Annotated in this window: 19 protein-coding genes; 11 read left to right on the top strand and 8 right to left on the bottom strand. The window is 67.7% G+C overall.

Going from position 1 to position 24,331, the window contains the following annotated elements; translation table 11 throughout:
• Positions 1–159: 159 nt before the first annotated feature.
• From VDQ18_RS10690 to VDQ18_RS10680, 3 genes are all read right to left on the bottom strand, one after another.
• Entirely contained in the window at positions 160–1,125 is a 966-nt protein-coding gene (locus VDQ18_RS10690) for a helix-turn-helix transcriptional regulator (RefSeq protein ID WP_323020926.1), read from the bottom strand.
• A gap of 74 nt (positions 1,126–1,199) precedes the next feature.
• Positions 1,200–2,408: a HAMP domain-containing sensor histidine kinase gene (locus VDQ18_RS10685; RefSeq protein ID WP_323020925.1), complete on the bottom strand. Its 1,209-nt coding sequence runs from the start codon at positions 2,406–2,408 to the stop codon at positions 1,200–1,202.
• A gap of 3 nt (positions 2,409–2,411) precedes the next feature.
• The gene (locus VDQ18_RS10680) at positions 2,412–3,095 is read right to left on the bottom strand and encodes a response regulator (protein ID WP_323020924.1); all 684 of its coding nucleotides are present in this window, start codon (positions 3,093–3,095) and stop codon (positions 2,412–2,414) included.
• 142 nt (positions 3,096–3,237) lie between these two features.
• On the opposite strand from VDQ18_RS10680, the gene VDQ18_RS10675 reads away from it, so the two are divergent.
• Genes VDQ18_RS10675 through VDQ18_RS10665 form a run of 3 tightly spaced genes read left to right on the top strand, consistent with a single transcriptional unit; the run spans position 3,238 to position 8,868 of the window.
• Positions 3,238–4,596: an efflux transporter outer membrane subunit gene (locus VDQ18_RS10675; protein ID WP_323020923.1), complete on the top strand. Its 1,359-nt coding sequence runs from the start codon at positions 3,238–3,240 to the stop codon at positions 4,594–4,596.
• 10 nt (positions 4,597–4,606) lie between these two features.
• The gene (locus VDQ18_RS10670; protein ID WP_323020922.1) at positions 4,607–5,779 is read left to right on the top strand and encodes an efflux RND transporter periplasmic adaptor subunit; all 1,173 of its coding nucleotides are present in this window, start codon (positions 4,607–4,609) and stop codon (positions 5,777–5,779) included.
• Positions 5,776–8,868 carry an efflux RND transporter permease subunit gene (locus tag VDQ18_RS10665; protein WP_323020921.1) on the top strand — a complete coding sequence of 1,031 codons (3,093 nt, stop codon included), beginning with the start codon at positions 5,776–5,778 and terminating at the stop codon, positions 8,866–8,868. The genes VDQ18_RS10670 and VDQ18_RS10665 overlap by 4 nt, the downstream gene beginning before the upstream one ends.
• 40 nt (positions 8,869–8,908) lie before the next feature.
• Here VDQ18_RS10665 and VDQ18_RS10660 read toward each other — a convergent pair whose 3' ends face one another.
• Complete coding sequence (locus VDQ18_RS10660) at positions 8,909–11,185, bottom strand: hybrid sensor histidine kinase/response regulator (RefSeq protein ID WP_323020920.1); 2,277 nt, start codon at positions 11,183–11,185, stop codon at positions 8,909–8,911.
• 634 nt (positions 11,186–11,819) lie between these two features.
• Here VDQ18_RS10660 and VDQ18_RS10655 point away from each other — a divergent pair.
• Complete coding sequence (locus VDQ18_RS10655) at positions 11,820–13,286, top strand: class I adenylate-forming enzyme family protein (protein WP_323020919.1); 1,467 nt, start codon at positions 11,820–11,822, stop codon at positions 13,284–13,286.
• Here VDQ18_RS10655 and VDQ18_RS10650 read toward each other — a convergent pair.
• The 4 genes from VDQ18_RS10650 to VDQ18_RS10635 all read right to left on the bottom strand — a co-directional run bounded on the left by VDQ18_RS10650 (position 13,283) and on the right by VDQ18_RS10635 (position 17,167).
• Positions 13,283–13,690: a PaaI family thioesterase gene (locus VDQ18_RS10650; RefSeq protein WP_323020918.1), complete on the bottom strand. Its 408-nt coding sequence runs from the start codon at positions 13,688–13,690 to the stop codon at positions 13,283–13,285. The two genes, VDQ18_RS10655 and VDQ18_RS10650, sit on opposite strands and share 4 nt — an antisense overlap.
• Positions 13,683–14,513, bottom strand: coding sequence for an IclR family transcriptional regulator (locus tag VDQ18_RS10645; protein WP_323020917.1), 831 nt, complete (start codon positions 14,511–14,513; stop codon positions 13,683–13,685). The genes VDQ18_RS10650 and VDQ18_RS10645 overlap by 8 nt, the downstream gene beginning before the upstream one ends.
• Before the next feature lie 69 nt (positions 14,514–14,582).
• Positions 14,583–15,548 (bottom strand): winged helix-turn-helix transcriptional regulator, encoded by a 966-nt coding sequence (locus VDQ18_RS10640; RefSeq protein WP_323020916.1) that lies wholly within the window; start codon positions 15,546–15,548, stop codon positions 14,583–14,585.
• A 65-nt stretch (positions 15,549–15,613) separates the two neighbouring features.
• Positions 15,614–17,167, bottom strand: a complete 1,554-nt coding sequence (locus VDQ18_RS10635) for a carotenoid oxygenase family protein (protein WP_323020915.1) — start codon at positions 17,165–17,167, stop codon at positions 15,614–15,616.
• Between the two features lie 238 nt (positions 17,168–17,405).
• On the opposite strand from VDQ18_RS10635, the gene VDQ18_RS10630 reads away from it, so the two are divergent.
• The 7 genes from VDQ18_RS10630 to VDQ18_RS10600 all read left to right on the top strand — a co-directional run.
• The gene (locus VDQ18_RS10630; RefSeq protein WP_323020914.1) at positions 17,406–18,137 is read left to right on the top strand and encodes an alpha/beta hydrolase; all 732 of its coding nucleotides are present in this window, start codon (positions 17,406–17,408) and stop codon (positions 18,135–18,137) included.
• Positions 18,134–19,075 carry a nitronate monooxygenase gene (locus VDQ18_RS10625; protein WP_323020913.1) on the top strand — a complete coding sequence of 314 codons (942 nt, stop codon included), beginning with the start codon at positions 18,134–18,136 and terminating at the stop codon, positions 19,073–19,075. Before VDQ18_RS10630 ends, VDQ18_RS10625 begins: the two co-directional genes overlap by 4 nt.
• Positions 19,072–20,751: a class I adenylate-forming enzyme family protein gene (locus VDQ18_RS10620; RefSeq protein ID WP_323020912.1), complete on the top strand. Its 1,680-nt coding sequence runs from the start codon at positions 19,072–19,074 to the stop codon at positions 20,749–20,751. The genes VDQ18_RS10625 and VDQ18_RS10620 overlap by 4 nt, the downstream gene beginning before the upstream one ends.
• Entirely contained in the window at positions 20,744–21,979 is a 1,236-nt protein-coding gene (locus VDQ18_RS10615) for an acetyl-CoA acetyltransferase (RefSeq protein WP_323020911.1), read from the top strand. The genes VDQ18_RS10620 and VDQ18_RS10615 overlap by 8 nt, the downstream gene beginning before the upstream one ends.
• 59 nt (positions 21,980–22,038) lie before the next feature.
• A complete protein-coding gene (locus VDQ18_RS10610; RefSeq protein ID WP_323020910.1) occupies positions 22,039–23,031 on the top strand; it encodes a TRAP transporter substrate-binding protein in 993 nt (330 codons plus the stop codon).
• Between the two features lie 64 nt (positions 23,032–23,095).
• On the top strand, positions 23,096–23,608 hold the full coding sequence (locus tag VDQ18_RS10605; RefSeq protein WP_323020909.1) for a TRAP transporter small permease: 513 nt from the start codon (positions 23,096–23,098) through the stop codon (positions 23,606–23,608).
• Position 23,609: 1 nt separating this feature from the next.
• On the top strand, positions 23,610–24,331 hold a 722-nt coding region (locus VDQ18_RS10600; RefSeq protein ID WP_323020908.1), incomplete at its 3' end, for a TRAP transporter large permease subunit.

Below are 24,331 nucleotides of genomic sequence, written 5' to 3'. Positions count from 1 at the left end.
AAGTCATAGGCATCTGGAGCCATCCCTTGCTGACGACCGGACGCTAGCCACGGCGGGTGCGCCTGTCTTGGGCAGGGCGGAAGGAACGCGGGTTCGGCGGCAGGAGGATGCGGTTGCACGCCGGTTCTGGCGCGGATGTGATCGCGGGGAGACCCCGGTTCAGCCGGTCGTGTGTCGGATCGCGGCCAGCATCGCCTCGGCCCGGGTCTCGCGCGGGGTCTGGCCGAAGCGGCGTCGGTAGCTGAGGTTGAACCACGACAGGTCCGAGAAGCCCGCCGCCCCGGCGATGTCCGAAATCGCCCGGTCCGCGGCCTCGGGCACTGAAAGGAGGGCGTGGGCCAGTCGCAGCCGCTCGTCCAGCACATGAGCGCGAAAGCTCGACTTTTCTTCGGCGAACATCATCCGCAGGTAGCGCGTCGAGATCCCGTGCCGCGCGGCGACCAGAGCCGGCGAGAGGTCGTGCTGCGCCAGAAGCGCGGCGATATCGTCCTTGATCAGCCGCAGCCGCGCGGCCATCGTGCCGGGCAGCGGCCCCGGATCGCGGGCGCCGAAGGCCGAGACGGCGAGATCGTGCAGATGGCGCGACGACAGCGCGATCTGCTCAGGCGTCAGCGCGTCCAGCTCCGCAAAGAGCGCCTCGCCGTAGCGCTGCAAGAGCCGCCATTCCGGCGTCATGTCGAGGCGCTGGCGCAGGTGGTCGTTGATCCCGCGCAGACCCCGGACCAACGTGCGGGGCAGCGAGATGTAAAAAGCCTCGGTCCCGTCGGCGAGAAAGCGCGAGGTTCCGGCGATTTCGTTGGGGTCGACATAGAGGTGTCCGGGCTCGCAGATCACCTCGCTGCCGCCCTGCTGTTTCATCACAAAGGCGCCGTGGCGCAGGAAGTGGATCATCACATTGTCCGAACCGCCTGCCGCCAGCTCCGCCGTCCGCTCGGCCCGGCAAGGCGAATGGCGGCCCCAGGCAAGCGTGGCCTCGGGCATCAGGCCGACCGCGGTGGCCGAGCTGAAACTCTCGGGGTCGTCGGGGGTGAATTCCAGCCGGCAGAGCGGCGCCACCGTGGCCTGAAAAGCCGAGACACGGGCACGGGTACACAGATCGGAGGTCGAAACCGAAATAATCGTCATGGTTGAAAGAGTATGGGGGAAATCACCCGTCTGTCCAGCATGCGCGCCGTTGCCGCTCGGGGGAGCAACCTGGCTCAGGCAGAGGCCGGCAGAGTGGCCCGAATGACAAGGCCGGTCGGGCTGGCGTTCAGCGCTTCGATGCGGCCGCCGTGGAACGACACCGCCGTTGCGGCGATGGCCAGACCCAGGCCCATGCCCTGGCCGGTCATGGCATTCGCGCCCCGGACGAAGGGCTGGAACAGGGACGACAGTTCCGCTTCGGCAACGCCGGGACCGGAATCCCTGACCTCGACGACAAGTGACCGTTCGGTCGCGTGGCACCAGACGGCAATCGTGCCGTGATCGGGCGAGTAGGCCAGCGCGTTGCGGACGACATTCTCGAAGGCGCGGTGCAGCATTTCGGCGTGCCCGTTCATCGGCAGGCTGTCCGGGCCGTCATAGGCCACACGGATCCCGCGTTGTTCGCCTTCGAAGGTCGCGTCCGAGAGGATCGGCTCCAGGATATCCGCGAGATCCAAGGCTTCGACCTCGGGCTCGGTCTGATAGGCCTCGAAACGCGCCAGGGTCAGGATCCCGTCAACCAGTTGGTCGAGCCGCGTGATATCGGTTTCCATCTTCTGCTGCATCTCGGGCAGCCGTTCGGGCCGCAGTTCCAGCAGGGCGACCGCTGCCCTCAATCGTGCCAGCGGCGACCTGATTTCGTGCGAGACGTCGTGAAACAGGCGCTGACGGCTTTCCGTCAGCTCCTGCAGGCGTTCGGCGGCATGATCGAACGAGGCGGCGAGCCGGGCGACCTCGCCCGTGCCTGTCTGCAGCCGGTCCCTGATCCGGGTGTTCAGCTGCCCTTCCGACAGCTGCTGCAGGGCACTGCTGACGGTGCGCAGCGGGCGGGTCAGCCATTGCGACAGCGCGATCGCCCCCAGGGCGCTGACCGCGGCCCCGACCAGAAGCGGCAGCAGAAAGGGGACCGCATCGACGGCCGCGTTGCTGTTGTTGGCAAAGGCGACCTCGATGCAGGCCTCGGCGGTGTCGCCGGCACAGGCGTCCAGGAAGCGGACCGCCAGATCCGGGTGCTGCGCGGCGACCCGCTGCCAATGGCTTTGCGCGGCAGCGACGGAGTCGGTCTGCGCCAGGAAGACCAGATCCCGTTGCATCAGCTCCCGGTCCATGCGCCGCATGGCGCCCTCGGGCGCGCTCATGTCGAGCCCCGAAACCAGGCCGACAAACAGCAGCATGGTCAGCAGCAGGCTTCCCCAGATGTAGCCGAAGACGCGCAGCAGCATGGCTTACTCCGGGATCAGCTGATAGCCGACGCCGCGCACGTTCAGGATGGGCGAACGGCCATCGTCGAAATTGCCGAGTTTGCGCCTGATCGCCGAGACATGGACATCGACCGCCCGGTCATAGGGGGCCAGCGGGCGCCCGAGACCCAGCTGCGACAGCTCGGCGCGGCTGACGGGGCGGCCGATCCGCTGCGCCAGCACTTCCAGCAGGTTGAACTCCATCCCGGTCAGCGAGACGGCTTCACCTTGCCACCGCGCCAGCCTGCGCATCGTGTCGAGTGCCAGGGCACCGGCGGAAAGGTCGGGCTGGGCCTCGTTCCGCAAGGCGCCCGCGCGGCGCAGGATCGCCCGGATGCGGGCCGCCAGTTCGCCCGGCGAGCAGGGCTTGGCCATGTAATCGTCGGCGCCGAGATCGAGGCCATGGATCCTGTCCTTCTCGTTGCCGCGCGCGGTCAGCATCAGGACCGGGATCGGGCTTTCGCTGCGGATCCGGCGCAGCACGTCCAGCCCGTCGACCTTGGGCATCATGATGTCCAGCACGACGATCTCGGCCTTGGTATCGACGATGCGGCCCAGCACGCGCTCGCCGTCATGGGCCACGGCGACGTCGAAACCCTCGACCTCGAGGTAATCCTTCAGCAGGGCGGTCAGCTCTCGGTCGTCGTCGATCATCAGGACCGATGTCATCGCGTTCTCTCCCCGGAATCGAACCTCAGAATACCCGGCCCGGCGGTGATATTGCGGGGTCTTTCGATTCTTTACCCAAACTTAACACACCTTTACATCAGGCTCTGACAGAACGGGATCACGCCCAAGACCGGAGTTGTGGATGAAATCCGTTGTGTCCCTCGTGGTCGCGCTGGCCCTTGCCGGGTGCAGCGTGCCGCTGATCCAGCCCGACCCCTCGCAGGAGGTGGCGGGCCGCTTCGCGTCGGGCCTGCCGTCGGGGACCGAGCCTCTGGACATGGATTGGTGGTCGCGCACGGGCGACGCGCAGCTGACCGAGCTTCTGTCGCTGGCGATGACGCAGAGCCCGGACCTGCGCAGCGCCGCGGCGCAAGTTCTGGCCGCCCGAGCCGCCGCGGGGCAGAGCGCGGCGGGCCAGTTCCCGACGCTGACCGGGCAGGCCTCGTCCACCCGCAGCCATGACGGGGGCGGGGCAACGACACAGACCGATACCGCCTATCTGAGCGCCAGCTGGGAGATCGACCTCTTCGCCGCCGCCGCCCGATCCGCCGAGGCCTCGCGCCTGCGCGCCCGGTCCGAGGATTTCACCTATGCCGGGGCCTATGTGTCGCTGGCGGGCGAGGTAGCCGATACCTATGTCCGATACCGCGCCTGCCGCCTGGTCGAGGGCGTCTACCGCCAGGCCCTGGCCTCGCAACGCGAGACGCTGGAAGCCACGCTCAGCCTGTCCGGTGCGGGGCTCAGGGCCGGGTCGGATCTGTCGCTGGCGCGGGCCAATGTCGCCAGTTCCCAGATTTCGCTGCAGACCCAGCGCGCCGATTGCCGGGTGCTGGCGCAGACCCTCGCCACGGTGGTCGGCGTGGGTCAGGACCGGATCGACGCGATCCTGTCCCACGGCGGCGGGTTGCCCGCGTCGCGTCCGTTCCGCGTGGCCGAGGTTCCGGCCGAGATGCTGCGCCAGCGTCCCGACGTGGTCGCGGCCGAACTGGATTTCGCCGCCTCGCTGCGGGATCTGGATGCGGCGCAGGCGGATTTGTGGCCCTCGCTCAGCCTGTCGGGAAACATCACCCTGTCCGATCCCGCCAGCTGGAGCTTCGGCCCGGCCCTGTCGCTGCCGATCTTCGATGCGGGACGGCGCCGGGCGGCCGTGCGGGGCGCCAATGCGGATGCGCTGGTCGCCGCGGAACGCTATCGCGCCAGCGTCCTGTCCGCCGTGGCCGAGGCCGAGGGTGCGCTGACCCGCCTCAACGCCGCGGCGGCCAATCTGGGCAGCGCGGGCACGCTGGTCGATGAATACACCGCCTATTTCCAGGCGGTGGACAGCGACTGGCAGGCCGGGGGTGTGTCGCTCCTGGACCGCGAGGAGGCCCGCCGCCAGATGCAGAGCGCCCAGATCACCCGGATCACGCAGCGCGAGACCCTGCTTCGGCAGTGGATCGCCCTCTACAAGGCGATGGGGGGCGGCTGGAGCCGTCCCGCGGCGCCGCAGCATCCTTCGTGAAAGACCCGCGATGTCCAAGAAATCGAAACTGAGCCTGCTGGGACTGGCTCTGGTTGCCGCGCTGGCCCTTGGGGGCTTTGTCCTGCTGCCCCGTCCTGGGGTGCCGAGCGATGACCCGGGGGCCGAGCCCGTCGCATCGGCGGTGACCGCGCGCGCCGCGGCCTCGGCCCTGACGGTGCAGGTCGCGCGGCCCGAGGTTCTGAACTGGCCCGTCGAGATCCGCGCCAGTGGCTGGATCGAGCCCTGGCAGGAAGTCGTGATCGCCACCGAGATCGGCGGCCTCAGGATCGAGGCCGTGCATGCCGAGGTGGGCGATCAGGTCGCCGCGGGCGATGTGCTGGTCGAACTGTCGCAGGCCAGCACGCTGAACCAGATCCGCCAGCTGGAGGCGCAGATGCAATCCGCGCAGGCGGTGCTGGACCAGGCGCAGGCGAACGCCGACCGGGCCCGCACCCTGACCGGCGGCGGCGCGCTCTCACAGCAGCAGGTGGCGGAATACCTGTCCACCGAAGCGCAGGCGCAGGCCAGCTTCAACCAGGTCGAGGCGCAATTGGCCGCGGCACGGCTGGATCTGGACAATACCCGGGTGCTGGCGGTCAGCGACGGCACGATCACCAGCCGCAGCGCGGCGCTGGGGGGCGTGGTGGCGCAGGGCGAGGAGCTCTTTCGCCTGATCCGCGACAACCGGGTCGAATGGCGCGCCGAGGTGCCGCTGATCCAGCTGGCAGGGGTCGAGCCGGGGCTCGAGGTCTCCATCCCGGCGCCCGATGGCGAGGCGGTGACCGGCCATGTCCGCCGCATCGCGCCGACCGCGTCGGAGGTGAACGGCCGGGTCATCGTCTATGTCGATCTGGACGAAGCCGCGCAATCGCTGCCGCTGCGGACCGGCATGCTGGTCAGCGGCGCCCTGCGCATCGCGCGGACCGAGGCCGTCACCGTCCCCGAAACGGCGATCGTCATGCGGGACGGCTTTTCCTATGTCTTCACGCTGGACGAAACCACGCCGACCACCGTGACCCGCCGCCGGATCGACACCGGCCGGCGGCGCGACGCGCGGGTCGAGATCACCGGCGATTTCCCGGCTGATCTGAGGGTGGTGCAGCAGGGCGGTGCCTTCCTCGCCGACGGGTCGGTGGTGCGCGTCGTCGGGGATGACGCGGCCCGGCAGGAGGTGGGCGAATGAACTTCTCGGCCTGGGCGATCCGCAATCCGGTTCCGCCGATCCTTGCCTTCGTGCTGCTGACGATCACCGGCCTCATGGCCTTCAACCGGCTGGAGGTGCAGAACTTCCCGGACATGACCTTGCCGACGATCTCCATCTCGGCATCGCTGGACGGGGCCGCCGCGGCGCAGCTGGAAAGCGAGGTCGCGCGCAAGATCGAGGACCGGCTGACCGGCCTCGACATGCTGGATTCCGTCACCACGACGATCACCGATGGGTCGGTGTCGATCTCGGTGTCGTTCCAGGTCGGCAAGGATGTCCAGGTCGCGCTGGACGAGGTGCAATCGGCCGTGGATCAGGCGCGTTCGGACCTGCCGTCCGAGATGGCCGAGCCCACGGTGTCGAACAGCAACATCGGCGCCGCGCCTCTGGTGACCTTTGTCCTCAGTTCCGAACGGCTCGACGATACCGAACTCAGCTGGTTCATCGACAACGATTTCGAGCGCGCGATGATGGCGGTCGAGGGGGTCGGACAGGTGGGCCGCCTCGGCGGGGTCGACCGCGAGATCCATGTCGAACTCAACCCCGCGCTGCTAGCCGGGCTTGGGCTGACGGCCTCGGACGTGAACGCGCGGCTGGAGGAGGTGCAGCGAGATCTTTCCGGCGGTGAGGCGGAAGTGGGCGCCGCCTCGCAATCCGTGCGCCTGCTGGCGGCGGCGGGCGATGTCGAGGATCTGCGCGCTTTGCCGATCCCGCTGCCCAACGGCGCCTGGGTGCGGCTGGACGAGCTGGGGCGCATCACCGACACGCATGCGGACATCAGCTCGCTTGCCTATCTTGACGGCCAGCCGGTGATCGCCGCGCAGATCAAGCGGCTGAGCGGCTATTCCGACCTCGCCGTGGTCGAAGCCGTCCGCGAAGCGGTGGCCGAGTTCGCCGCCGAACATCCCGAGGTCACCATCACCGAGGCCTATAACACCATCCTGCCGACCGAGCAGAACTATCAGGCCTCGATGGACATGCTCTATGAGGGGGGGATCATCGCGGTGATCGTGGTGTTCCTGTTCCTGCTGGACTGGCGCGCGACCTTCCTGGCCGCCATTGCCCTGCCGCTGAGCGTGATTCCGACCTTTCTGGTGATGGATTACCTCGGCTATTCACTCAACACCGTCACGCTGCTTGCCCTGTCGCTGGTGGTCGGCATCCTCGTCGATGACGCCATCGTCGAGGTCGAGAACATCGAGCGACACATGCACATGGGCAAGAACGCCTATGATTCCTCGATCGAGGCCGCGGACGAGATCGGTCTGGCCGTGATCGCCACGACGATGACCCTGATCGCGGTCTTCCTGCCCACAGCCTTCATGGGCGGTATCGTCGGGATCATCTTCAAGCAGTTCGGCATCACCGCCTCGGTCGCCGTGTTCTGTTCGCTGCTGGTCGCCCGTCTGGTGACGCCGATGATGGCGGCCTACATGATGAAGACCAAGGCGCGGGCCGAGAAGGGCGACGGCGTGCTGATGCGGGGCTACCTTGCCGTTGCGCGGACCGTCTTGAAGCGGCGCTGGGTCGCGGTGCTGGGGGTGATCGCCTTCATGGGCATCACGCTGGGCATGCTGACCCAGCTTGCGACCGGGTTCTTTCCGGCCTCGGATGACAGCCAGGCGCAGGTGTCGGTAACCACCGCGCCCGGCACGACCATCGACCAGACCGACGCCATTGCCCGCGCCGTCGCCGCCGCGATCCGCCCGGTCGAGCATGTGACCGGGGTGTTCCAGACCACCGGCACCGCCTCGACCGGGGCGGGGCCGGGCGGCGGGGGGACGACCAGTTCCGTGACCTCGGCCACGCTGGTGGCGAGCCTGACCAACATCGACGATCGCGAGGTCAGCCAGACCGAGATCGAAGCGTCGATCCGTGCGGCCGTGGCCCCGGTGCCGGGCGCGCGAATCGAGGTCGGCTCGGGCGGCAACGGGACGGAACTGCAACTGACCCTGGCGGGCGACGATTCCGCCTTGCTCGAACAGGCTGCCGCCGCGCTCGAAGACGAGATCCGGGCGCAGATCCCGGGTATCGGCACCGTGACCACCTCGGCCGCGCTGCAATCGCCCGAGGTGATCATCGTGCCGGATCTGGAACGCGCGGCCTCGTTCGGGGTGACCTCGCGGGCGATTTCCGATGCCGTGCGGATTGCCACCGCGGGGGCCTATGATTCCGCTCTGTCGCAGCTGAACCTCTCGGAAAGGCAGGTTCCGATCCGGGTACTGCTCGATGGCAGCGTGCGCAGCTCGCTGGACGAGATCCGCCTGATCCCGGTGGCTGGCAATTCCGGCACCGTCACGCTCGGCTCGATCGCCGAGGTGCGTCTGGGCTCGTCTCCCTCGCAGATCAACCGGCTGGACCGGTCGCGCAACGTGACCGTCACGGTCGAGCTGAACGGCCGCAACCTGTCCGAGGTCAATGCCGAGGTGCAGGCGCTCGACGCTTATCGCAGCCTGCCCGCGGGCGTGCGTTTCGTCGAGCAGGGTGACCTGAAGCGGCAATCCGAGCTGTTCTCCAGCTTCGGCTCGGCCATGGCGATCGGGATCTTCTGCGTCTATGCGGTGCTGGTCCTGCTGTTCCACGACTTCCTGCAACCGCTGACCATCCTCACGGCCCTGCCGCTGGCGCTGGGGGGCGCGCTGTTTCCCCTCGTCATCACCGGCACCAGCTTCTCGATGCCGGCCGTGATCGGGTTGCTCTTGCTGATGGGGATCGTGACCAAGAACTCCATCCTGCTGGTCGATTACGCCATCGAGGCCCGACGACGCGGCATGGCCCGGTTCGAGGCGCTGATCGACGCCTGCCACAAGCGCGCGCGGCCCATCATCATGACGACAATCGCCATGTCCGCGGGCATGGCCCCGGCGGCCTTCAGCCTGGTCGAGGGCGATCCCAGTTTCCGACAGCCGATGGCGACGGTGGTGATCGGTGGGCTGCTGACCTCGACCGTCCTCAGCCTGGTGGTGATCCCGGTGGTCTATACCTTCATCGATGACCTTGAACGTCTGGTCGGTCGCCTGTTTCGTCGTGCTGCCCCGCATGGGGCCACCGAGGAGCCGACCCCCTGAACCCCGACCCGCGGGCCGGGTGGCGCTCAGCCATCCGGCGTCAGACCAGCGCCCGCTTGTCGATCTGATTGATCAAAGCAAGCAGCCGGACCTTCGAGACGGGCTTGGACAGAACCTGATCCATATCCGCCTCGAGGTACTGCTGGAATTGCTCCGGCATGGCATTGGCTGTCACCGCGACGATGCGGCTGGGGGATCGACCCGTCTCGCGTTCGATGCGGCGGATCGCCTGGGTGGCTTCCAGGCCGTCCATGCCGGGCATCTGGATATCCATCAGGATCACGTCGAAAAGTTCCGTCCGGGCCAGGTCGATGGCCTCGGGCCCGCTGGCGACCGAGTGCAGGATGCAGGGCGTCGCGGACAGGAACTTCTCCAGGATCAGGCGATTTGTCCGGTTGTCGTCGACCACCATGATCCGCAGCGGCGCCCCCTGCGCCGAGGCGGCAACTGCGGTCGCCGCGGCGGGCGGTACGACGGATTCGGCGGCAGGGGAGGGGGGCAGCGACAGGGGGGCGCCCTCAGGCGCCTCGGGATCTGCTGGCACCAGTGGCAGGCGCATCTCGAAGGTTTCGCCCTCCTCGATCTCGGGGCCGAGGTCGAGAGAGCCACCCATCAACGCGCAGAGATGGCGCGAGATCGCCAGCCCCAGCCCGGTGCCGCCGAACTTGCGACTGTCACCGGCATCGGCCTGATGAAAGGGCAGAAAGATGGTCTGACGCGCCTTGGTCGGCACGCCGGGCCCGGTATCGGTGACCCGCACCACAAGCCATCTGCCAGTGTCGCTGGGGGCGGCATCCAGAGTGACCGACCCCGCATCCGTGAACTTGATCGCGTTCGAGATCAGGTTGTGCAAGACCTGCCGGATGCGGTGCTCGTCGCCCATGATCCGCTCCGGCAGATCCGGGTGGATCGTCGCCGTCAGCGCCAGACCCTTTTCGCGCGCCCGGGCCGAGAACAGCATCTGCGCGGATTCGATGGTATCGCGGATGGCAAAGGCCCGGCTCTCGAGCGCCATCTGGCCCGCTTCCACCTTCGACAGATCGAGCACATCACCAATCGTCGACAGCAGCACCTGCCCGGAATCGTCGATGACTTGCAGATAGTCGCGCTGTTCCGGCGACAGATCGGTCTCGCCCAGCAGCGAGGCCATGCCGAGGATACCGTTGAGGGGGGTGCGGATCTCGTGGCTGACGTTTGCCAGAAAGCGCGACTTGGCCTGATTGGCATCCTCGGCCCTGGCCAGCGCCTCACGCAGCGTCTCGGCGGTGCGTTCCCGTTCGGTGATGTCGATCAGCGACACCGTCCAGCCAAGCAGGGCATTGGGTCCGGGAATGGGGCTGTCGATGGGCCGGATCCGCGGATCAAAGACCTTCTGGCCCAGGCGCAGGGTATCGACCGGCACCGGGACCCGCGCGCGCACGATCTCGTCCAGCAGGCGCCCGATCTGGCCGAGGTGGGACAGGCTTTCGCCGGGGCGGGGCAGGGCCTCGGAAAAGAGCGCCTGCGCCGCGGGATTGGCGCTGGCCAGGCGACCCTTGGCGTCCACGACAAAGACCGGATCCCCGGTGTCCGAGAACATCAGCTCGCGCCCCAGTGTCGCGGTGTCCATGATCGTGTTGTTGAACACCATCCAGCTCAGCGCGATCAGCGCCAGCGCGAACGCAAAGGGTGTCGGATCGAAACCGAAGATGGTCAGGCCATAAAGGACATAGCCCATGTTCGCCAGCAAGGGCGCGATGGTGATGATCGCCAGCACCGACAGAAAGGGCCGGATGACCGATTTGCCCTTTGCCATCGCCACGCCCAGCACGCCGAGCGCCGAGGAGACGAAGACATAGAGCACCGCGGCAACGATGTAGAACAGCGGTCCGTGGTCGTAGCGGACGAAAGTATAGCCGCCCTCGGTGACCATCTGGTTGTCGGTGCCGTAGAGAAGATGGGTCTGCGCATTGCTCAGCGCGACCAGCGTGACGATGCCCGGCAGCCCGACAAGCGCAAGGAGCCGCTGCCAGCGCCACAGCGGCGGTTGGTTCATCGTGTAGTCAAAGATGAACAGCGACCAGGCGATCGGCAGAAGCGTGATGGCAGGCCAGGCCGCCAGCGACCAGATCAGCTTGCAGTCTTCCTGCCGCCCGACCAGTTCGAAATAGACTGCAAAAAGCCACCACAGCATTGCCGAAAGCGTGAGGCTGAAGGCCGTCTTGCCGGCAAAGCGGTTGTTGCGCAGGACAGCGGCCAGGATCAGAGCGCAGGAGAACCACAGACCAAGCGCGGCGGCGGAGGCGGTCGAGTGCTCCAGATCGCTGAAACAGCTCATGCTTTCGATCGCAGAAGCAGAGCATGCTCAGGGCGACGCGACGGGAACCGGCAAGGACTTGGGGTCACGATCGGGCACGAAGCAAGGGTAACGATCATCATGGTGCAGGTCTTCGGGCGGGCGGGACGGTTACGAGCGGCAGCCCCCACGCCACCCCCGTCGCCGCTCGAACACGCTGCGGAGGGTTGCGACCGTGGTTACTGGGGACATGACTGATTAATCCTTAAGGTTGTGTCCAGAATGTGGCAATATCCAAACTGACGCATCGGGCCCTCCTGGCGGGTGGCTTGACGCGAAGGTTGATCAAACTGTCCCCGTCGCGGGGCCGGGTTGCACAATTCTGCCGCTGATCGGGCTTTCCCTGTCTTTCGGCACCTTTGTCCCGCGGCACCCCTGGTATCTGCCTGTCGATGGCCCGCGCGCCGGAAGCCGCGGGCTACGGCCCAGGATCGGGACCGTCTTGCAGCCCAGCCAGGACGGCCTGTTGCAACGAGGCTGGCGTGGCACGAAGCGCCTGAACTGTTTTGCGCTCCGCACGTTCGGACAGTTAGTTTCGTCTGTCGGTACGTTATTCCGTTGACTTGACCCCACCGCCTCGACTCGCCTAGTCTCGCGGCCGACACGGGGGAGGGCGATGATGGTGGAATGGCTGGATGAACTGATCTTGACGCATCCGGCGACGGATCCGGCCCTTGTCGAGTCCGATGGCCGCTGCCTGACCTACGGCGCGCTCAGGGAGGCGGTGGAGGAGGCGGTGAAGGCGCTGCGCACCATCGGTGCGGGGCCGGGCGACCGGATCATGCTGGTGGCCGAGAACAGCGCCGCCGTCGCCATCATCGCGCTGGCCGCGGCCCGGATGCGCGCCTGGTTCGTGCCGGTCAATGCGCGGCTGACGGCTTCGGAACTGGCGGCGCTGCGCACGCATGCCGAGCCCCGTGTGACCCTCTACACCACAGCCTCGCCCACTGCCCGGGCCCATGCCGAGGAAGGCCTTGCGCAAACTGGCGGGCCGCTGGGCTTGCTGGGACTTGCCTCCAGCCTGGCGCCGTCGCGGCCCGAGCCGGTCGCCGATAGCCCCGCCGATCAGGTCGCGGCGCTGGTCTATACCTCGGGGACGACGGGCCAGCCCAAAGGCGTGATGCTGAGCCATCAGGCGCTGCTCTGGAACGCCCGCATCGCCGCCGAGATGCGCTCTCTTGGCCCGCGGGACCAGCTGCTGCTGGCGATTCCCGCGACGCATATCATGGCGCTGGCGACCGGGCTTCTGGCCGGGTTGCAGGCAGGTGCTTCGGTCCGGTTGATGGCGCGGTTCAGCGTCGAGGGGCTGCTGGAGGGGTTGGCGCAGGGGGCAAGCGTGCTCTCCGTGGTGCCGCAGGTCTACCGCCAGCTTCTGGCCCGGCTGGAGGGCACAGCGCTGAACGCCCCGCGCCTGCGGCAGCTGGGCTGTGGCGGCGCGCCGCTCGATCCGGCCCTGAAGGCCCGGGTCGAGGCGGTCTTCGGCCTGCCCCTGCACAACGGCTATGGCATGACCGAGGCCGGGCCCGGCATCGCCTCGACCACACAGGGGCCGCGGCGCGCGGATGGCTCGGTCGGCCATCCCTTCCCGGGGTTGGAGGTGCGGCTGGATCGTGTCGATGCCGTGGGGGTGGGCGAGTTGCTGGTCCGGGGGCCGGGGGTGATGCGGGGCTATTACCGCGCGCCAGACCTGACGGCCGAGGCGATGACCGACGACGGCTTCCTGCGCACCGGCGATCTGGTGCGGCAGGAGGAAGATGGCGCGCTGCATCTGGTCGGCCGGGCGAAGGAGCTGATCATCCGGTCCGGGTTCAACGTCTATCCGGTCGAGGTGGAATCGGTGCTGCTGGCCTGCCCGGGCGTCCTGCAGGCCGCCGTGACCGGCCGTCCGGTGGCTGACAATGAGGAGGTTCTGGCCTTCGTCACCCTCGCGCCGGGCACCGGGGCGGCGTCGGTCAGCGACTGGCTCAGCGCCCGCCTTGCGCCTTACAAGCGGCCGCAGCATCTGGTGGTGGTCGAGGCGATGCCGATGACCGCGGCCGGAAAGATCCGCAAGGCGGAGCTGGTGGCGGCGCTTTCGGGTTAGCGCGCCTTCACCACCTTGAACGAGCCGCTGGCCTGCGCCACCAAAGCGCCGGTCTCGTCGCGCACCTCGCCTTCCGAGAAATAGATCGACCGCCCGCCGCCCACGCGCCGCCCCTCGGCGATCAGCCGCCGCCCCTTCGGCTGGCCGACGAAATTGACCGTCAAGGTCAGCGTCACGGCCGGGCGAAAGGCGTCAGGACTGCCCGCCCAGCAGCCCGCCGCGCCCAGGGCGCTGTCCAGCAGCGTCGCATAGACACCGCCGTGCGGGATGCCCAGCCGGTTCAGATGCTGCGCCTCGGCGTCGAGTTCGAAGCGCGCGATGCCCTCGGCGAAATGCACCCGCTCGATCCCCAGCGCGCTGAGGAAGCCGCCACGGGCCGCGGGCTGTGCCTGCCCCTCACTCATCCGCTTCGGGCCTCAGCGACAGGGCCCGGGCCGCGCGTAGCAGACGGGGGGCGTAGTGGCTCAGCAGATCCTCGGGCGGGTTGAGAAAGCCGAAGCCGCCGACGTTGATCGCATAGAGCGAGCGGCCCTGCATCGGCTGGACCGGCGCGGCCACGCCGTTGATTTCCTTGCGCCATTCGCCGAACGAGGTGCAAAACCCCCAGCGCGCGAAATCCTCGCGGGCGCGGCTCAGGCCCTGGGCCAGCCGGGCGCGATCCTCGGCGCTGTCGGTGGCCCGCTGCGCCTCGTCCAGAAGCGAAAGCTGCTCGTCCTCGGGCAGGCCCATCAGGATCGCCCGGCCGATCGAGGAATGGAAAAGCGGCACCTGCGCGCCAAGGTGAAAGACCATCGACACCGAATTCGGAAAACGATGCGTGGCGAGATAGACCACCGACTGGCCATAGCGCTCGCCCAGGGCGGCGGCGACGTTCACGTTCTCGCCTTTGCAGACCTCGGCCAGTTCCAGCGCCGCGCGTTCCTTCAGCTCCATGCCGGACAGGACGCCATAGCCCAGGGTCAGCACCCCCGGACCCAGGCGGTATTCGCCGCTGGGTTCGGATTGCACCAGATAGCCCAGCTTGCACAGCGTATAGGTCAGCCGGGTGACCGTCGCCTTGGGCAGGCCCGCGCGTTGCGCGAGGGTGTTGTTGGACAGATGCACCTCGTTCGGGCGGAAGGCGCGCAGCAGCGACAGGCCCCGCGCCAGCGCGGTGACGAATTTCGGATCGCTGCCCTCGTCGAGGGGACTGTCGCCCTCGGCCGTCTGCTCGGCGTCTTGCTGCATGGGACCCCCTGCCTTCGCGCGTTTTCAGAATAAAGTTCCGCCAATCGGAACACAAGCGCCCCCGGGGCCTCAGCCATGGAAGCGCAGCTCTAACTGGTCCCGGCCGACCCAATCCTGACAATGCTGGCAGCGGTAGCGGCCGCGCAGGATCGCGCCGCAGGCATGGATCCGCGGGTCGGGTGGCGGCTGGCCGTCGTTGCACCAGCGGTCCCCCCAATCGGCAATCGCCAGCAGCAGGGGAAAGAACCCCTCGGCGCGGGGCAGCAGGTGATAGACCAGCCGACGGCCCTGCACCTCCTCGCGCACCAGGTTCAGCGCCTTCAGCTTGTCCAGCCGGTCGCGCACCACCGGCGCCCCCAGCGCCAGTTCCTGGGTGATGGCCAGCGGATGCCGCGGCCCCTGGAACAGCAGGAACAGGATTTCGTTGCAGGGCAGGTCGCCGACCAGCGAGGCGGCCACCATCCCCCCCGATTGCGAGGAGGCGGCGGTGAAACTGGCGTCGTTGCGGCGCGCGAGCCGCGGGCGGGGCTCGGTCTCGACCTGCTCGGGCTGGCTGCGCTGGATGGTGACGCTGGCGGATTGGGCGGGCTCGCCGCAGGCGGTACAGCAATAATCGGCCTCCAGCAGATGGCCGCAGCGCTTGTGCACGATATCGAAGGGCAGCACGTCCTCGACGCCCGGATTGGCGCGGTGCCAGAGCCAGATCGCATACATGGCATCGGCCAGATCGAAGGTCTTGGCGGTGGGCGCGTATTCCGGGGCGGCCTGCGTGCCGCCCGATTGCGGCGCGGGGAAGCGGCGGTAGAGCATCTGCTCGTGACACAGCGCCGTCAGCCGCAGCGACAGGGTCTGCTTGGGGATGTTCAGCGCCCGCTGGAAGGCGCTGAAGCGGCGGGTGCCGTTGAAGGCCTCTTTCAGGATCAGCATGGTCCAGGGGTCGGCGAGAATCCGCAAAGCCCGCCGCAACGAGGTCGCAGGCGGGCCTTCCGGCAGGGCAGGGGCGTCAGGCATCGGGTCGGGCATCAGTCCAGGCATGCGGGCAGTTTCCTTGCGCGACCCAAGCATGCCCGCTCCCCTCTGTCCATCGGGGCGGCTTTCCCTCACGCGGCCCAGATATCCGCGCCATCCACCCAGGTGGTGTGGAAACCGATCGAGATGCGGCGCGGGATCTTCACCTTGGCGATGGGTCTGGTGATATCCTCGGCGTCGAAGATCAGGCAGGCCGAGGACCAGTCGTTGGTATCGGTGATGAAGCTGACCGGATAGGCCCGCCCCTCGGCCCCGTCGCGCCCGCTGCCCTGCGCCGGGGCGACCGGCGCCTCTGAGCCATAGACCCCGTCGCCGTAATCGTAGCGCTGGGTCGCGCCCGTCTCCAGATCATAGCGCAGGAGCCCGTTGAAGGTCTGGCAGCGCCCTTCCAGCGAGCCCTCCTGCGGCATGGGGATGATCTGGTTGAAGGAATAGCGCGTCTTGCGGCCCATGAAATGCGCGTTGACGGTCGGGAATTCGGTGTTGCGGTCGTCGATCGGCCCCTCGCGCGTCTCGCCGGTCTGGGTGTTGAACGACCAGCGGTAGAGGATATGCGAGCGCCGCCGATAGGCCATCATCGAGGCCAGGTGATGGTCGGCCGGATCCTTGACCGGCATCGGGTCTTCCTGCCGGCAGCCGATCATGTGGACCCAGGGGCCTTCCTCCCAGGCGTTGGCGATATGCAGGATGTAGCAGGGCAGGGCCTCGAACCACTGGACCTTCTGCGAGCGGCCGAAACGGTCGATCAGCCCGAAACGCGCGGGCTGGTCGCGGTGGAAACCCATCACCCGGCGCTTGTGTTTCTTCAGCAGGTCGACGTCATGATAGAAGGGCAGGTCGTGCAGGATGGCGTAGTTCTCGGTCAATCCCATGTCATGGGGCGAACGGGGGCCGGCCAGGTCGATGTCGATGTCGAAGACCAGATTGCCGCTCGCATCCGCCATGCCATAGGACATGTAGGGCGGCTCGTCCTGGTAGTTGAAGAAGAAGAGTTCCTTGGAGAAGGGATCGGTCTTGGAATGCGCCGATACCGAATGGTGCAGCTTGCCGCCCAGCGTCTCGCGCCCGGTGGTTTCCAGGGTCAGCGGATCGACCGTATAGGGGTCGCCCGCCATGTACCACAGCGACAAGAGGCTGCCGTTGTAGAAGATGACATCGGTGTTCGAGACATCCTTGATCGGCGAGCCGGGCAGGCGGAAATCATAGGGCCCGGCCAGCCCCGGCCAGATCGCCCGGCCTGCCATCTCCTCGACCAGAAAAGCGCCTGACCGCAGATAGCGCTGGCGGAAACTGGCCTTGCCGTCCCGGAAATAGATCGCCCTGAGCTGCGCGTCGCCGTCGTAATAATGGTACTTGGAATTGACAGGCTCGAAGCGCTGCGACGGGCCGTTCATCACATAGGCGCCGCACAGATCCGCCGGGATCTCGCCCTCGACCTCCAGATCCTCGGCCTCGTATTCGATATCCGTGGGAGCAAAGCCACCGTGCAGATAGGGGTGGTCGTAGTGCCAGATCCAGTCCGGCGCATCGGGGGGCGGGGTGCCGTCCGGGGCATGCAGGCGGACATTCGCCCGCGTCACCGCCAGCGGCGTTTCGTCGTCGTTGTGATGCGGGGCGAGGGACATGGCGGCCTCCATTTGCGTTTATCTAGACCATATGTCGCGATCCGGGGCGTAAAGTCAAGTGAAACGGCCTGTTGCGCCCCTGAGTCCCGGGCGGCACAGCGGTGGGCTCTTGAGAATTAACGGAAATTGGAGATCAACGCGTTCCATCAAGCAAAACATCATTCTGAAAAATAGAGTTTTGCCTTGACGGCTTCGCGAATCAAGGTCTAGGAATAGGTATAAAGAGGGGGGAGCCATCATGACGACGCTGGTCTGCCTGCCGGGTCTGCTGTGCGAGCCCGAGGTATTCGACCCGCTGCGTGCGGTGCTTGAGACGCAGGGCGCGGCGGTCGATATGCGGGTTCTGGCCCTGCCCGAGGGCGAGGATTTCGACGCGCTGGCCCGGTCGCTGGCGGTGCAGATTCCCGACGGCGCTGTCCTGCTGGGCATGTCGATGGGCAGCTACCTGGCGCTGCGCATCGCGCTGACCCATCCGGGCAAGCTGGCCGGTCTGGTGCTGATCGGCACCAATGCCGCCGCCGACACGCCGGATGCCGCCGCCATGCGCGGCAAGGTCGCCCGCTGGGCCGCGCGCGAGGGGATGGAGGCGCTGGCCGCCAGCCTCGCCGATACGCTCGTCTCGCCCGCCCGCCGCTCGGATCCGGCGCTGCGCGCGCGGATGATCCGCATGGCACTGGCACAGGGCGTGGCGCGTTTCACCGCCCATCAGAAGGCGCTGGCCGCACGCCCCGATCAGCGCGGGGATCTGGGTAGGCTGACCTGCCCGCTGCTCGTTCTGTGCGGCAGCGAGGACGGGGTGACCCCGCTCGAGGCCGGGCGCGCACTGGCCGAGGCGGTGCCCGAGGGCCGCTGCATCGCGCTGCCCGCCACCGGGCATATGGCGGTGCTGGAGGCGCCGCAGATGGTGGCCGGCCATGTGACCGATTTCCTGACCCGGATTGCGACGAACACGAAGGAAGACGCCCGATGACGCTGAAAGACCGGCTGGCAGCCCTGCGGTTGCCCGCCTTCGCCGCGCCGATGTTCCTGGTCTCTGGCCCCGATCTGGTGGTGGCCTGCTGCAAGGCGGGCATTGTCGGAAGCTTTCCCGCGCCGAACCTGCGGACCAGCGCCGAGCTGGGCGACTGGATGGCGGAGATCGGCGCGCGGCTGACCGAGGCGGATGCGCCCTGGGCCCTGAACCTTGTCACCCATTCCACCTCGCCGCGCCTGCCGGGCGATCTGGAGCGGGTGGCGATCCATCAGCCGCCCATCGTCATCACCGCGCTCGGCAGCCCCAAGCCGGTGCTGTCGACGGTGCATGGCTATGGCGGGATCGTCTTTGCCGATGTCGTCTCGGTCGCGCTGGCGAAAAAGGCGGTCGAGGCCGGGGCCGACGGTCTGGTGCTGGTCTGTTCGGGTGCCGGTGGGCATACGGGCGAGCTGAGCCCGCTGGTCTTTGTCGAGCGGGTGCGCCAGTTCTTCGACGGGCCGATTGCGCTGGCGGGGGCGATCAACACCGGCGAGGCGATCCTGGCGGCGCAGGTCCTGGGCGCGGATTTCGGCTATATCGGCACCGCCTTTCTGGCGGCCGAGGAAAACCTCGCCAGCCCCGAATATCGTCAGATGTGCGTGACCTCGGACGCGACCGACCTGCTGGTCACCCGCGCCTTCACCGGCGCCCGGGCCTCGATGCTGAAGCCGTCGATGGTGGCCAAGGGGCTGGACCCGGCGGATCTGGAATTCAAGGTCGCCAAGTTCAATTTCACCGGCCGCCAGAACGAGGCCGTCAAGCCATGGTCCGGGATCTGGGGCGCGGGACAGGGGGTCGGCAAGATCGAGCGGGTCGAGCCCGCCACCGCCATTGTCGACCGGCTGGCCCGCGAATACGAGGCTGCCAAGGCCCGCGCCCGGAGGCTCTGCGCATGAGCCTGTTCCCGCCCGAGGATTACGCCCGCTTCCGCGCCGAGGGGCATTGGGCCGACATCACCCTGCCGCAGATGTTCGCGGCCACCGTTGCCCGCGTTCCCGACCGGCTGGCGCTGGTCGACGCCCCGAACCGCGAAACACTGTTCGAGGGGGCGCCGAAGCGGCTGACCTACGCCCAGATGGAGGCCGAGGTCGCGCGCTATGCTGCCCATCTGCAAGCGCAGGGTCTGGGGCCGGGGGCGCTGGTCGCGACGCAATTGCCCAATATCGCCGAGACCTTGCTGCTCTATCTGGCGATCAGCCGGATCGGCGCGGTGCTGAGCCCGGTGTCGATGGCCTATCGCGCCGCGGAACTGACCGACCTGAGCCGGGTCGCCGGGTTCGATGCCTTCATCTCCATCGGCCATTTCAAGGGTCAGCCCTTTGACCCCGACCGGCTGAAGGCGCTGCCGGACAATGTGCTGCGTCTCGGCATCGGCTCGGGCCTGCCCGAGGGCATGACGTCGCTCGACGGCCCGGCGCCCGTGCCGCTGACCGCGGTGGAGGTCGACGCTGACGCGCCTTTCGCCGTCTTCTGGACCTCGGGCACCGAGGGCGTGCCCAAGGCGGTGCCGAAGACGCACAACAACCTCAAGGCCTCGTCGCTGGGGGCCTGGCGGCTGCTGGACCTGCCCGACGGCGCCAATATCCTTGCCCCCTTTCCCTTCGTGAACGCGGCGGCGGTGGGCGGCTTGATGATGTGCTGGATGCGCACCGCCGGCGCCCTCTTTCTGCACCATCCCTTCGACGTTCAGGTCTTCCTGCGCCAGCTGAAGGCCGAGGACATCGCCTATACGATGGTGGCGCCCACCCTGCTGACCTATCTGCGCGATCAGGCGGGCGATCCCGATCTGCGCGCCGCGCTGCACCGGCTGATGGCGCTCGGCACCGGCTCGGCGCCGCCGGACCCGGAGGTCTTCGTCTTCTTCGAGCAGCATTTCGCCATCCCGGTGGTGAATTTCTTCGGCTCGAACGAGGGGGCGCAGATGTGCTCGGCCGCCAGCCGCGTGCCCGACCCGCGCGAGCGCGCCCGCTTCTTCCCCCGTGACGGGGACGAGGCCTGGGACGCCACCAGCCGCACCGCCAACGGCGGCACCTTCCGGCTGGTGGATCCCGTAAGCGGCGCGCCGGTGACGGAACCCGGGGGGCTGGGCGAGATGCAGCTGCGCGGCCCGGCGATGATGCCCGGCTATTTCTCGCGCGGGGGCTATGACCGGACGAAATTCACCGCGGACGGCTATTTCCCTTCGGGCGACCTGTTCCAGATCTCGGAGTGTGGCGGGCTGATCCGCTTTCACGCCCGCGCCCGCGAATTGATCGTGCGGGGCGGCATGAAGATCTCGCCCGTGGAACTCGACAACGCCCTGTCGGCCCTGCCCGGGGTGCGCGAGGTGGCCACGGCCGCCTATGCCGACAGCCAGATGGGCGAGAAGGTCTGCCTTTTCGCCGTGATGGAACCCGGCCGCAGCCTGACGCTGGGCGAAGTCGCGGCCTTCTGCAACGCCGCGGGGCTGGCCAAGTTCAAATGGCCCGAGAGGCTGGAACTGACCGACGCCCTGCCGCGCACGCCCCTTGCCAAACTGGACCGAAAGGCGCTGGCCCGCTGGCTGGCGGAACACGGAGAAGCCCATGCCTGAGCCCGTCTATATCCTCGGAGGCGCGCAAAGCGACTTCGCCCGCAACTGGTCGCGCGAGGGGCTGGGCATCGACGCGATGATGCGCGAGGTGTTGTTCGAGGGGCTGGAGAACACCCGGCTGGAACCGCGCGACCTGCAAGCGGTGCATGTCGGCAATTTCGTGGCCGAGCTGTTCTGCGGGCAGGGGCAATTGGGCGGCATGATCGCCTCGCTGCATCCCGATCTTTCCGGCATCCCGACCCAGCGGCACGAGGCCGCCTGCGCCTCGGGCTCGATGGCGATGCTGGCGGCGGCGGCCGAGATAGAGGCCGGGCGCTATGATCTGGTGGCCGTGCTGGGCGTCGAGTACATGCGCAACGTGCCGGGCCAGCGGGCGGCGGAACATCTGGGCGCCGCGGCCTGGGCCGGACGCGAATGGCAGGACGCGACCTATGTCTGGCCCGCCGCCTTCGCCGATCTGATCGAGGCCTATTCCGAGAAATTCGGCCGCGTCGATTACGCCCATCTGGGTGAGATTGCGCGGATCAACTACGCCAACGGCAAGCGCAACCCCTATGCCCAGACCCGCAAATGGGACTTCACCGACCGGTCCTTCACCGAGGATGACGTGGCCAATCCGGTGATCGAGGGCCGCGTCCGGCGCAACGATTGCGGGCAGGTCACGGATGGCGCGGCGGTGGTGTTCCTCGCCTCGGCCTCCCGGGCAGCGCAATACGCGGAGGAACGCGGCCTGACGCTTGCGGATCTGGCCAAGATCGACGGCTGGGGCCACCGCACCGCGCCGATGATGCTGTCGGAAAAGCTGACGGAAAGCCGCAACGACCGCTTCGTGCTGCCGCATGTGAACAAGGCGATCCGCGAGAGTTTCGCCCGTGCCGGCATCGACAGCCCGTTCCAGCTGGACGCCATCGAAACCCATGATTGCTTTGCCATGACCGAATACGCGGCCATCGACAGTTTCGAGATCACCGCCCCCGGCGAAAGCTGGAAGGCCGTCGAGGAGGGGGTGATCGCACCCGGCGGACGGTTGCCGATCAACCCCTCGGGCGGGCTCATCGGTCTGGGCCATCCGGTCGGCGCAACCGGCGTGCGGATGATGCTCGACGGCTACAAGCAAGTGACCGGACGCGCCGGGGATTGTCAGGTCGAAGGCGCCGAACGCGTCGGCCTGCTGAACATCGGCGGTTCCACCACCACCATCGCCGCCTTCGTCGTGGGGCGCGGCTGAGACGACCCGACCGGGCCCAAGACCCGGCCCTTTCTTCAAGATCCTGGGAGGAGATCACCATGAAGACGACACTCACCGGCCTTGCCGCCGGACTGGCCCTGACCCTTGCCACCGGGGCTTCGGCCCGCGAACTGGCCTTCGCGGTCTTCGTGCCTGCGGCCTCGCCGACGGTGCAGCATGTCTACCAGCCCTGGGTGGACTGGTTCAACGAACAGGCGGCCGCCGATGACGTGCAGATCACGCTCTATGCGGGTGGCACGCTGGGCCGCAACCCGCTGGCGCAGGCGCAGATGGTGGCGGATGGTGTGGCCGATATCGGCCTGACCGTGCCCAGCTATACGCCGGGCGTCTATCCCGATTTCGACGTCTTCGAACTGCCAGGCTTTGCCCGCAACACCGCCGAGGGCTCGCAGGCGGCGCTGGAACTCTATCAGGAGGGCGCGCTGAGGGGGTATGAGGATTACTACGTCGTCGCCATGTATACCTCGGGCGCCTACATGCTGCATTCGCGCGAACCCATCGCCAGCGTGGCGGATATCGAGGGTCAGCGTTTCCGCGTTGCGGGCCAGATCCAGACGCAGGTGATCGAGGCGCTGGGGGGTGTGCCGCATTCGATGGGCGCGGGCGAGATGGCCGAGGCCATCGACCGCGGGCTGATCGACGGGGCGATGACCGATGCCTCGGTCGCGCGCACTTTCCGGGTGGCCGATGTGGCGCATAACCACTACGAAAGCAGCCTCGGCGTTCTGGTCTTTTCGATCCTGATGAACCGCAGCGTCTATGACAGCCTGCCCGAGCACGTCCACGAACTGCTCGCGCAATCGGGCCAGTTCATCGTCGACCGGCAGGTCGAAAGCTACGCTCCCGCCATCGAGGCCAATATCGCCGCCTGGACCGAAAGCCCCGATGCGACGCTGGTCGTCCCCTCGGCCGAGGACGAGGCCGAAATCGCGCGCCGTGTGCAGCCGGTGATCGACCGTGTCGCGGCTTCGGCCAGCGAGGGCCTGATCGAGGCCTATATCGCCAAGCTCGAAGACATCCGCGCCCGCTGAGGCCTGCCGCCGCCGGGCCCCGCGACGGGCCCGGCGCTTTCCCTGGCCAGACTGGAGCCCGCCCGTGAACCGTCTCGAGAGGCCCTTCCTCATCGTGTCGCGCGCCGCCGCCATCCTCGGCGTGCTGTTTCTGCTGTTCGTGGCGGCCCTGTCGGTCGCCGATATCCTGACGCGCGAGGTCACCGGCCGACCGATCCGCGGCGCCTATGACCTGTCGGAACTGATGACCATCATTGTCATCGCCGCCTGTTTCCCCGCCGGTCTGCTGGAGCGGCGCCAGATCAAGGTGGCCTTTCTGGGCGCGCTTCTGCCCAAGGGCGCGAACCGGGCGCTGGAAGTCTTCGGCGCACTGTGCACCGGGGCCATGTTCCTGGCCATTGCCTGGTATGTCACCCTGCACGCGCAGCGCGTCACCGCTTCCGAGGAATACACCATGATCCTGCATTGGCCGGTGGCCCCCTGGTGGTGGGTCGCGGCCGCCTGTTTCTGGATCTGCATCCCCGCCCAGACCTTCGTCCTCGTGGCCGAGATCCTCGGCCATGAGGCCACCGACCATCCCGCAGACGGCGAGGCCTGACATGGAGCCCTATCTCATCGGCCTGCTCGGCATGGGCGTGATGTTCGCGCTGATCGTGCTGCATGTGCCCATCGGCGTGGCCATGGGCATCGCCGGCGTCGCCACTTTCGGGCTGATCCGCGGCGATATCGGCCCGGCGCTGACCCTGTTCGGCACCGAGACGGTCAGCAAGGTCTCAAGCGCCGAACTGGCGGTGATCCCGCTCTTCCTGCTCATGGGCAGTTTCGCCACGGTCGGGGGGCTGTCGGCCGACCTTTACCGCATCGCCTATGCGCTGATTGGCCATATCCGCGGCGGGCTGGCCGTCGCCACCATCGGTGGCTGCGCGGGGTTCGGGGCGATCTGCGGATCCTCCGTCGCCACCGCCACGACGATGACCCGCATCGCCCTGCCGGAAATGATGAAGCGGAACTATTCCGAGCGCCTCGCCACCGGCTCCATCGCAGCGGGCGGCACGCTGGGCATGCTGATCCCGCCCTCGATCATTCTGGTCCTCTACGGCGTCTTGACCGAGCAGTTCGTGAAGACGCTGTTCGTGGCCGCCCTGCTGCCGGGGCTTCTGGCCGTGGCGCTGCACATCGTCACCATCATGATCCTGGTGCGGTTGAAGCCCGAACTGGCCTCGACCGGCGACAAACAGCCCTGGATCGAGACGCTGCGCGCGCTGAAGGACGGCTGGACCGCGGTCCTGCTGATGGCGGCGGTCTCGGGCGGGATCTATGC

Origin of the sequence: Pararhodobacter sp. (assembly GCF_034676075.1) — a bacterium.
GTDB lineage: Bacteria > Pseudomonadota > Alphaproteobacteria > Rhodobacterales > Rhodobacteraceae > Pararhodobacter.
The sequence above is the reverse complement of the archived record's forward strand: the minus strand, read 5'-3'. Positions and strand labels throughout refer to the sequence as shown.

Excerpts from the sequence above, each read along its gene's own strand:
- VDQ18_RS10620 (WP_323020912.1), top strand. The coding sequence starts at position 19,072 with ATGAGCCTGTTCCCGCCCGAGGATTACGCCCGCTTCCGCGCCGAGGGG.
- VDQ18_RS10680 (WP_323020924.1), bottom strand. The coding sequence starts at position 3,095 with ATGACATCGGTCCTGATGATCGACGACGACCGAGAGCTGACCGCCCTG.
- VDQ18_RS10650 (WP_323020918.1), bottom strand. The coding sequence starts at position 13,690 with ATGAGTGAGGGGCAGGCACAGCCCGCGGCCCGTGGCGGCTTCCTCAGC.
- VDQ18_RS10665 (WP_323020921.1), top strand. The coding sequence starts at position 5,776 with ATGAACTTCTCGGCCTGGGCGATCCGCAATCCGGTTCCGCCGATCCTT.
- VDQ18_RS10655 (WP_323020919.1), top strand. The coding sequence starts at position 11,820 with ATGATGGTGGAATGGCTGGATGAACTGATCTTGACGCATCCGGCGACG.
- VDQ18_RS10660 (WP_323020920.1), bottom strand. The coding sequence starts at position 11,185 with ATGAGCTGTTTCAGCGATCTGGAGCACTCGACCGCCTCCGCCGCCGCG.
- VDQ18_RS10675 (WP_323020923.1), top strand. The coding sequence starts at position 3,238 with ATGAAATCCGTTGTGTCCCTCGTGGTCGCGCTGGCCCTTGCCGGGTGC.
- VDQ18_RS10625 (WP_323020913.1), top strand. The coding sequence starts at position 18,134 with ATGACGCTGAAAGACCGGCTGGCAGCCCTGCGGTTGCCCGCCTTCGCC.
- VDQ18_RS10635 (WP_323020915.1), bottom strand. The coding sequence starts at position 17,167 with ATGTCCCTCGCCCCGCATCACAACGACGACGAAACGCCGCTGGCGGTG.
- VDQ18_RS10670 (WP_323020922.1), top strand. The coding sequence starts at position 4,607 with ATGTCCAAGAAATCGAAACTGAGCCTGCTGGGACTGGCTCTGGTTGCC.
- VDQ18_RS10630 (WP_323020914.1), top strand. The coding sequence starts at position 17,406 with ATGACGACGCTGGTCTGCCTGCCGGGTCTGCTGTGCGAGCCCGAGGTA.
- VDQ18_RS10645 (WP_323020917.1), bottom strand. The coding sequence starts at position 14,513 with ATGCAGCAAGACGCCGAGCAGACGGCCGAGGGCGACAGTCCCCTCGAC.
- VDQ18_RS10610 (WP_323020910.1), top strand. The coding sequence starts at position 22,039 with ATGAAGACGACACTCACCGGCCTTGCCGCCGGACTGGCCCTGACCCTT.
- VDQ18_RS10615 (WP_323020911.1), top strand. The coding sequence starts at position 20,744 with ATGCCTGAGCCCGTCTATATCCTCGGAGGCGCGCAAAGCGACTTCGCC.
- VDQ18_RS10690 (WP_323020926.1), bottom strand. The coding sequence starts at position 1,125 with ATGACGATTATTTCGGTTTCGACCTCCGATCTGTGTACCCGTGCCCGT.
- VDQ18_RS10685 (WP_323020925.1), bottom strand. The coding sequence starts at position 2,408 with ATGCTGCTGCGCGTCTTCGGCTACATCTGGGGAAGCCTGCTGCTGACC.
- VDQ18_RS10640 (WP_323020916.1), bottom strand. The coding sequence starts at position 15,548 with ATGCCTGGACTGATGCCCGACCCGATGCCTGACGCCCCTGCCCTGCCG.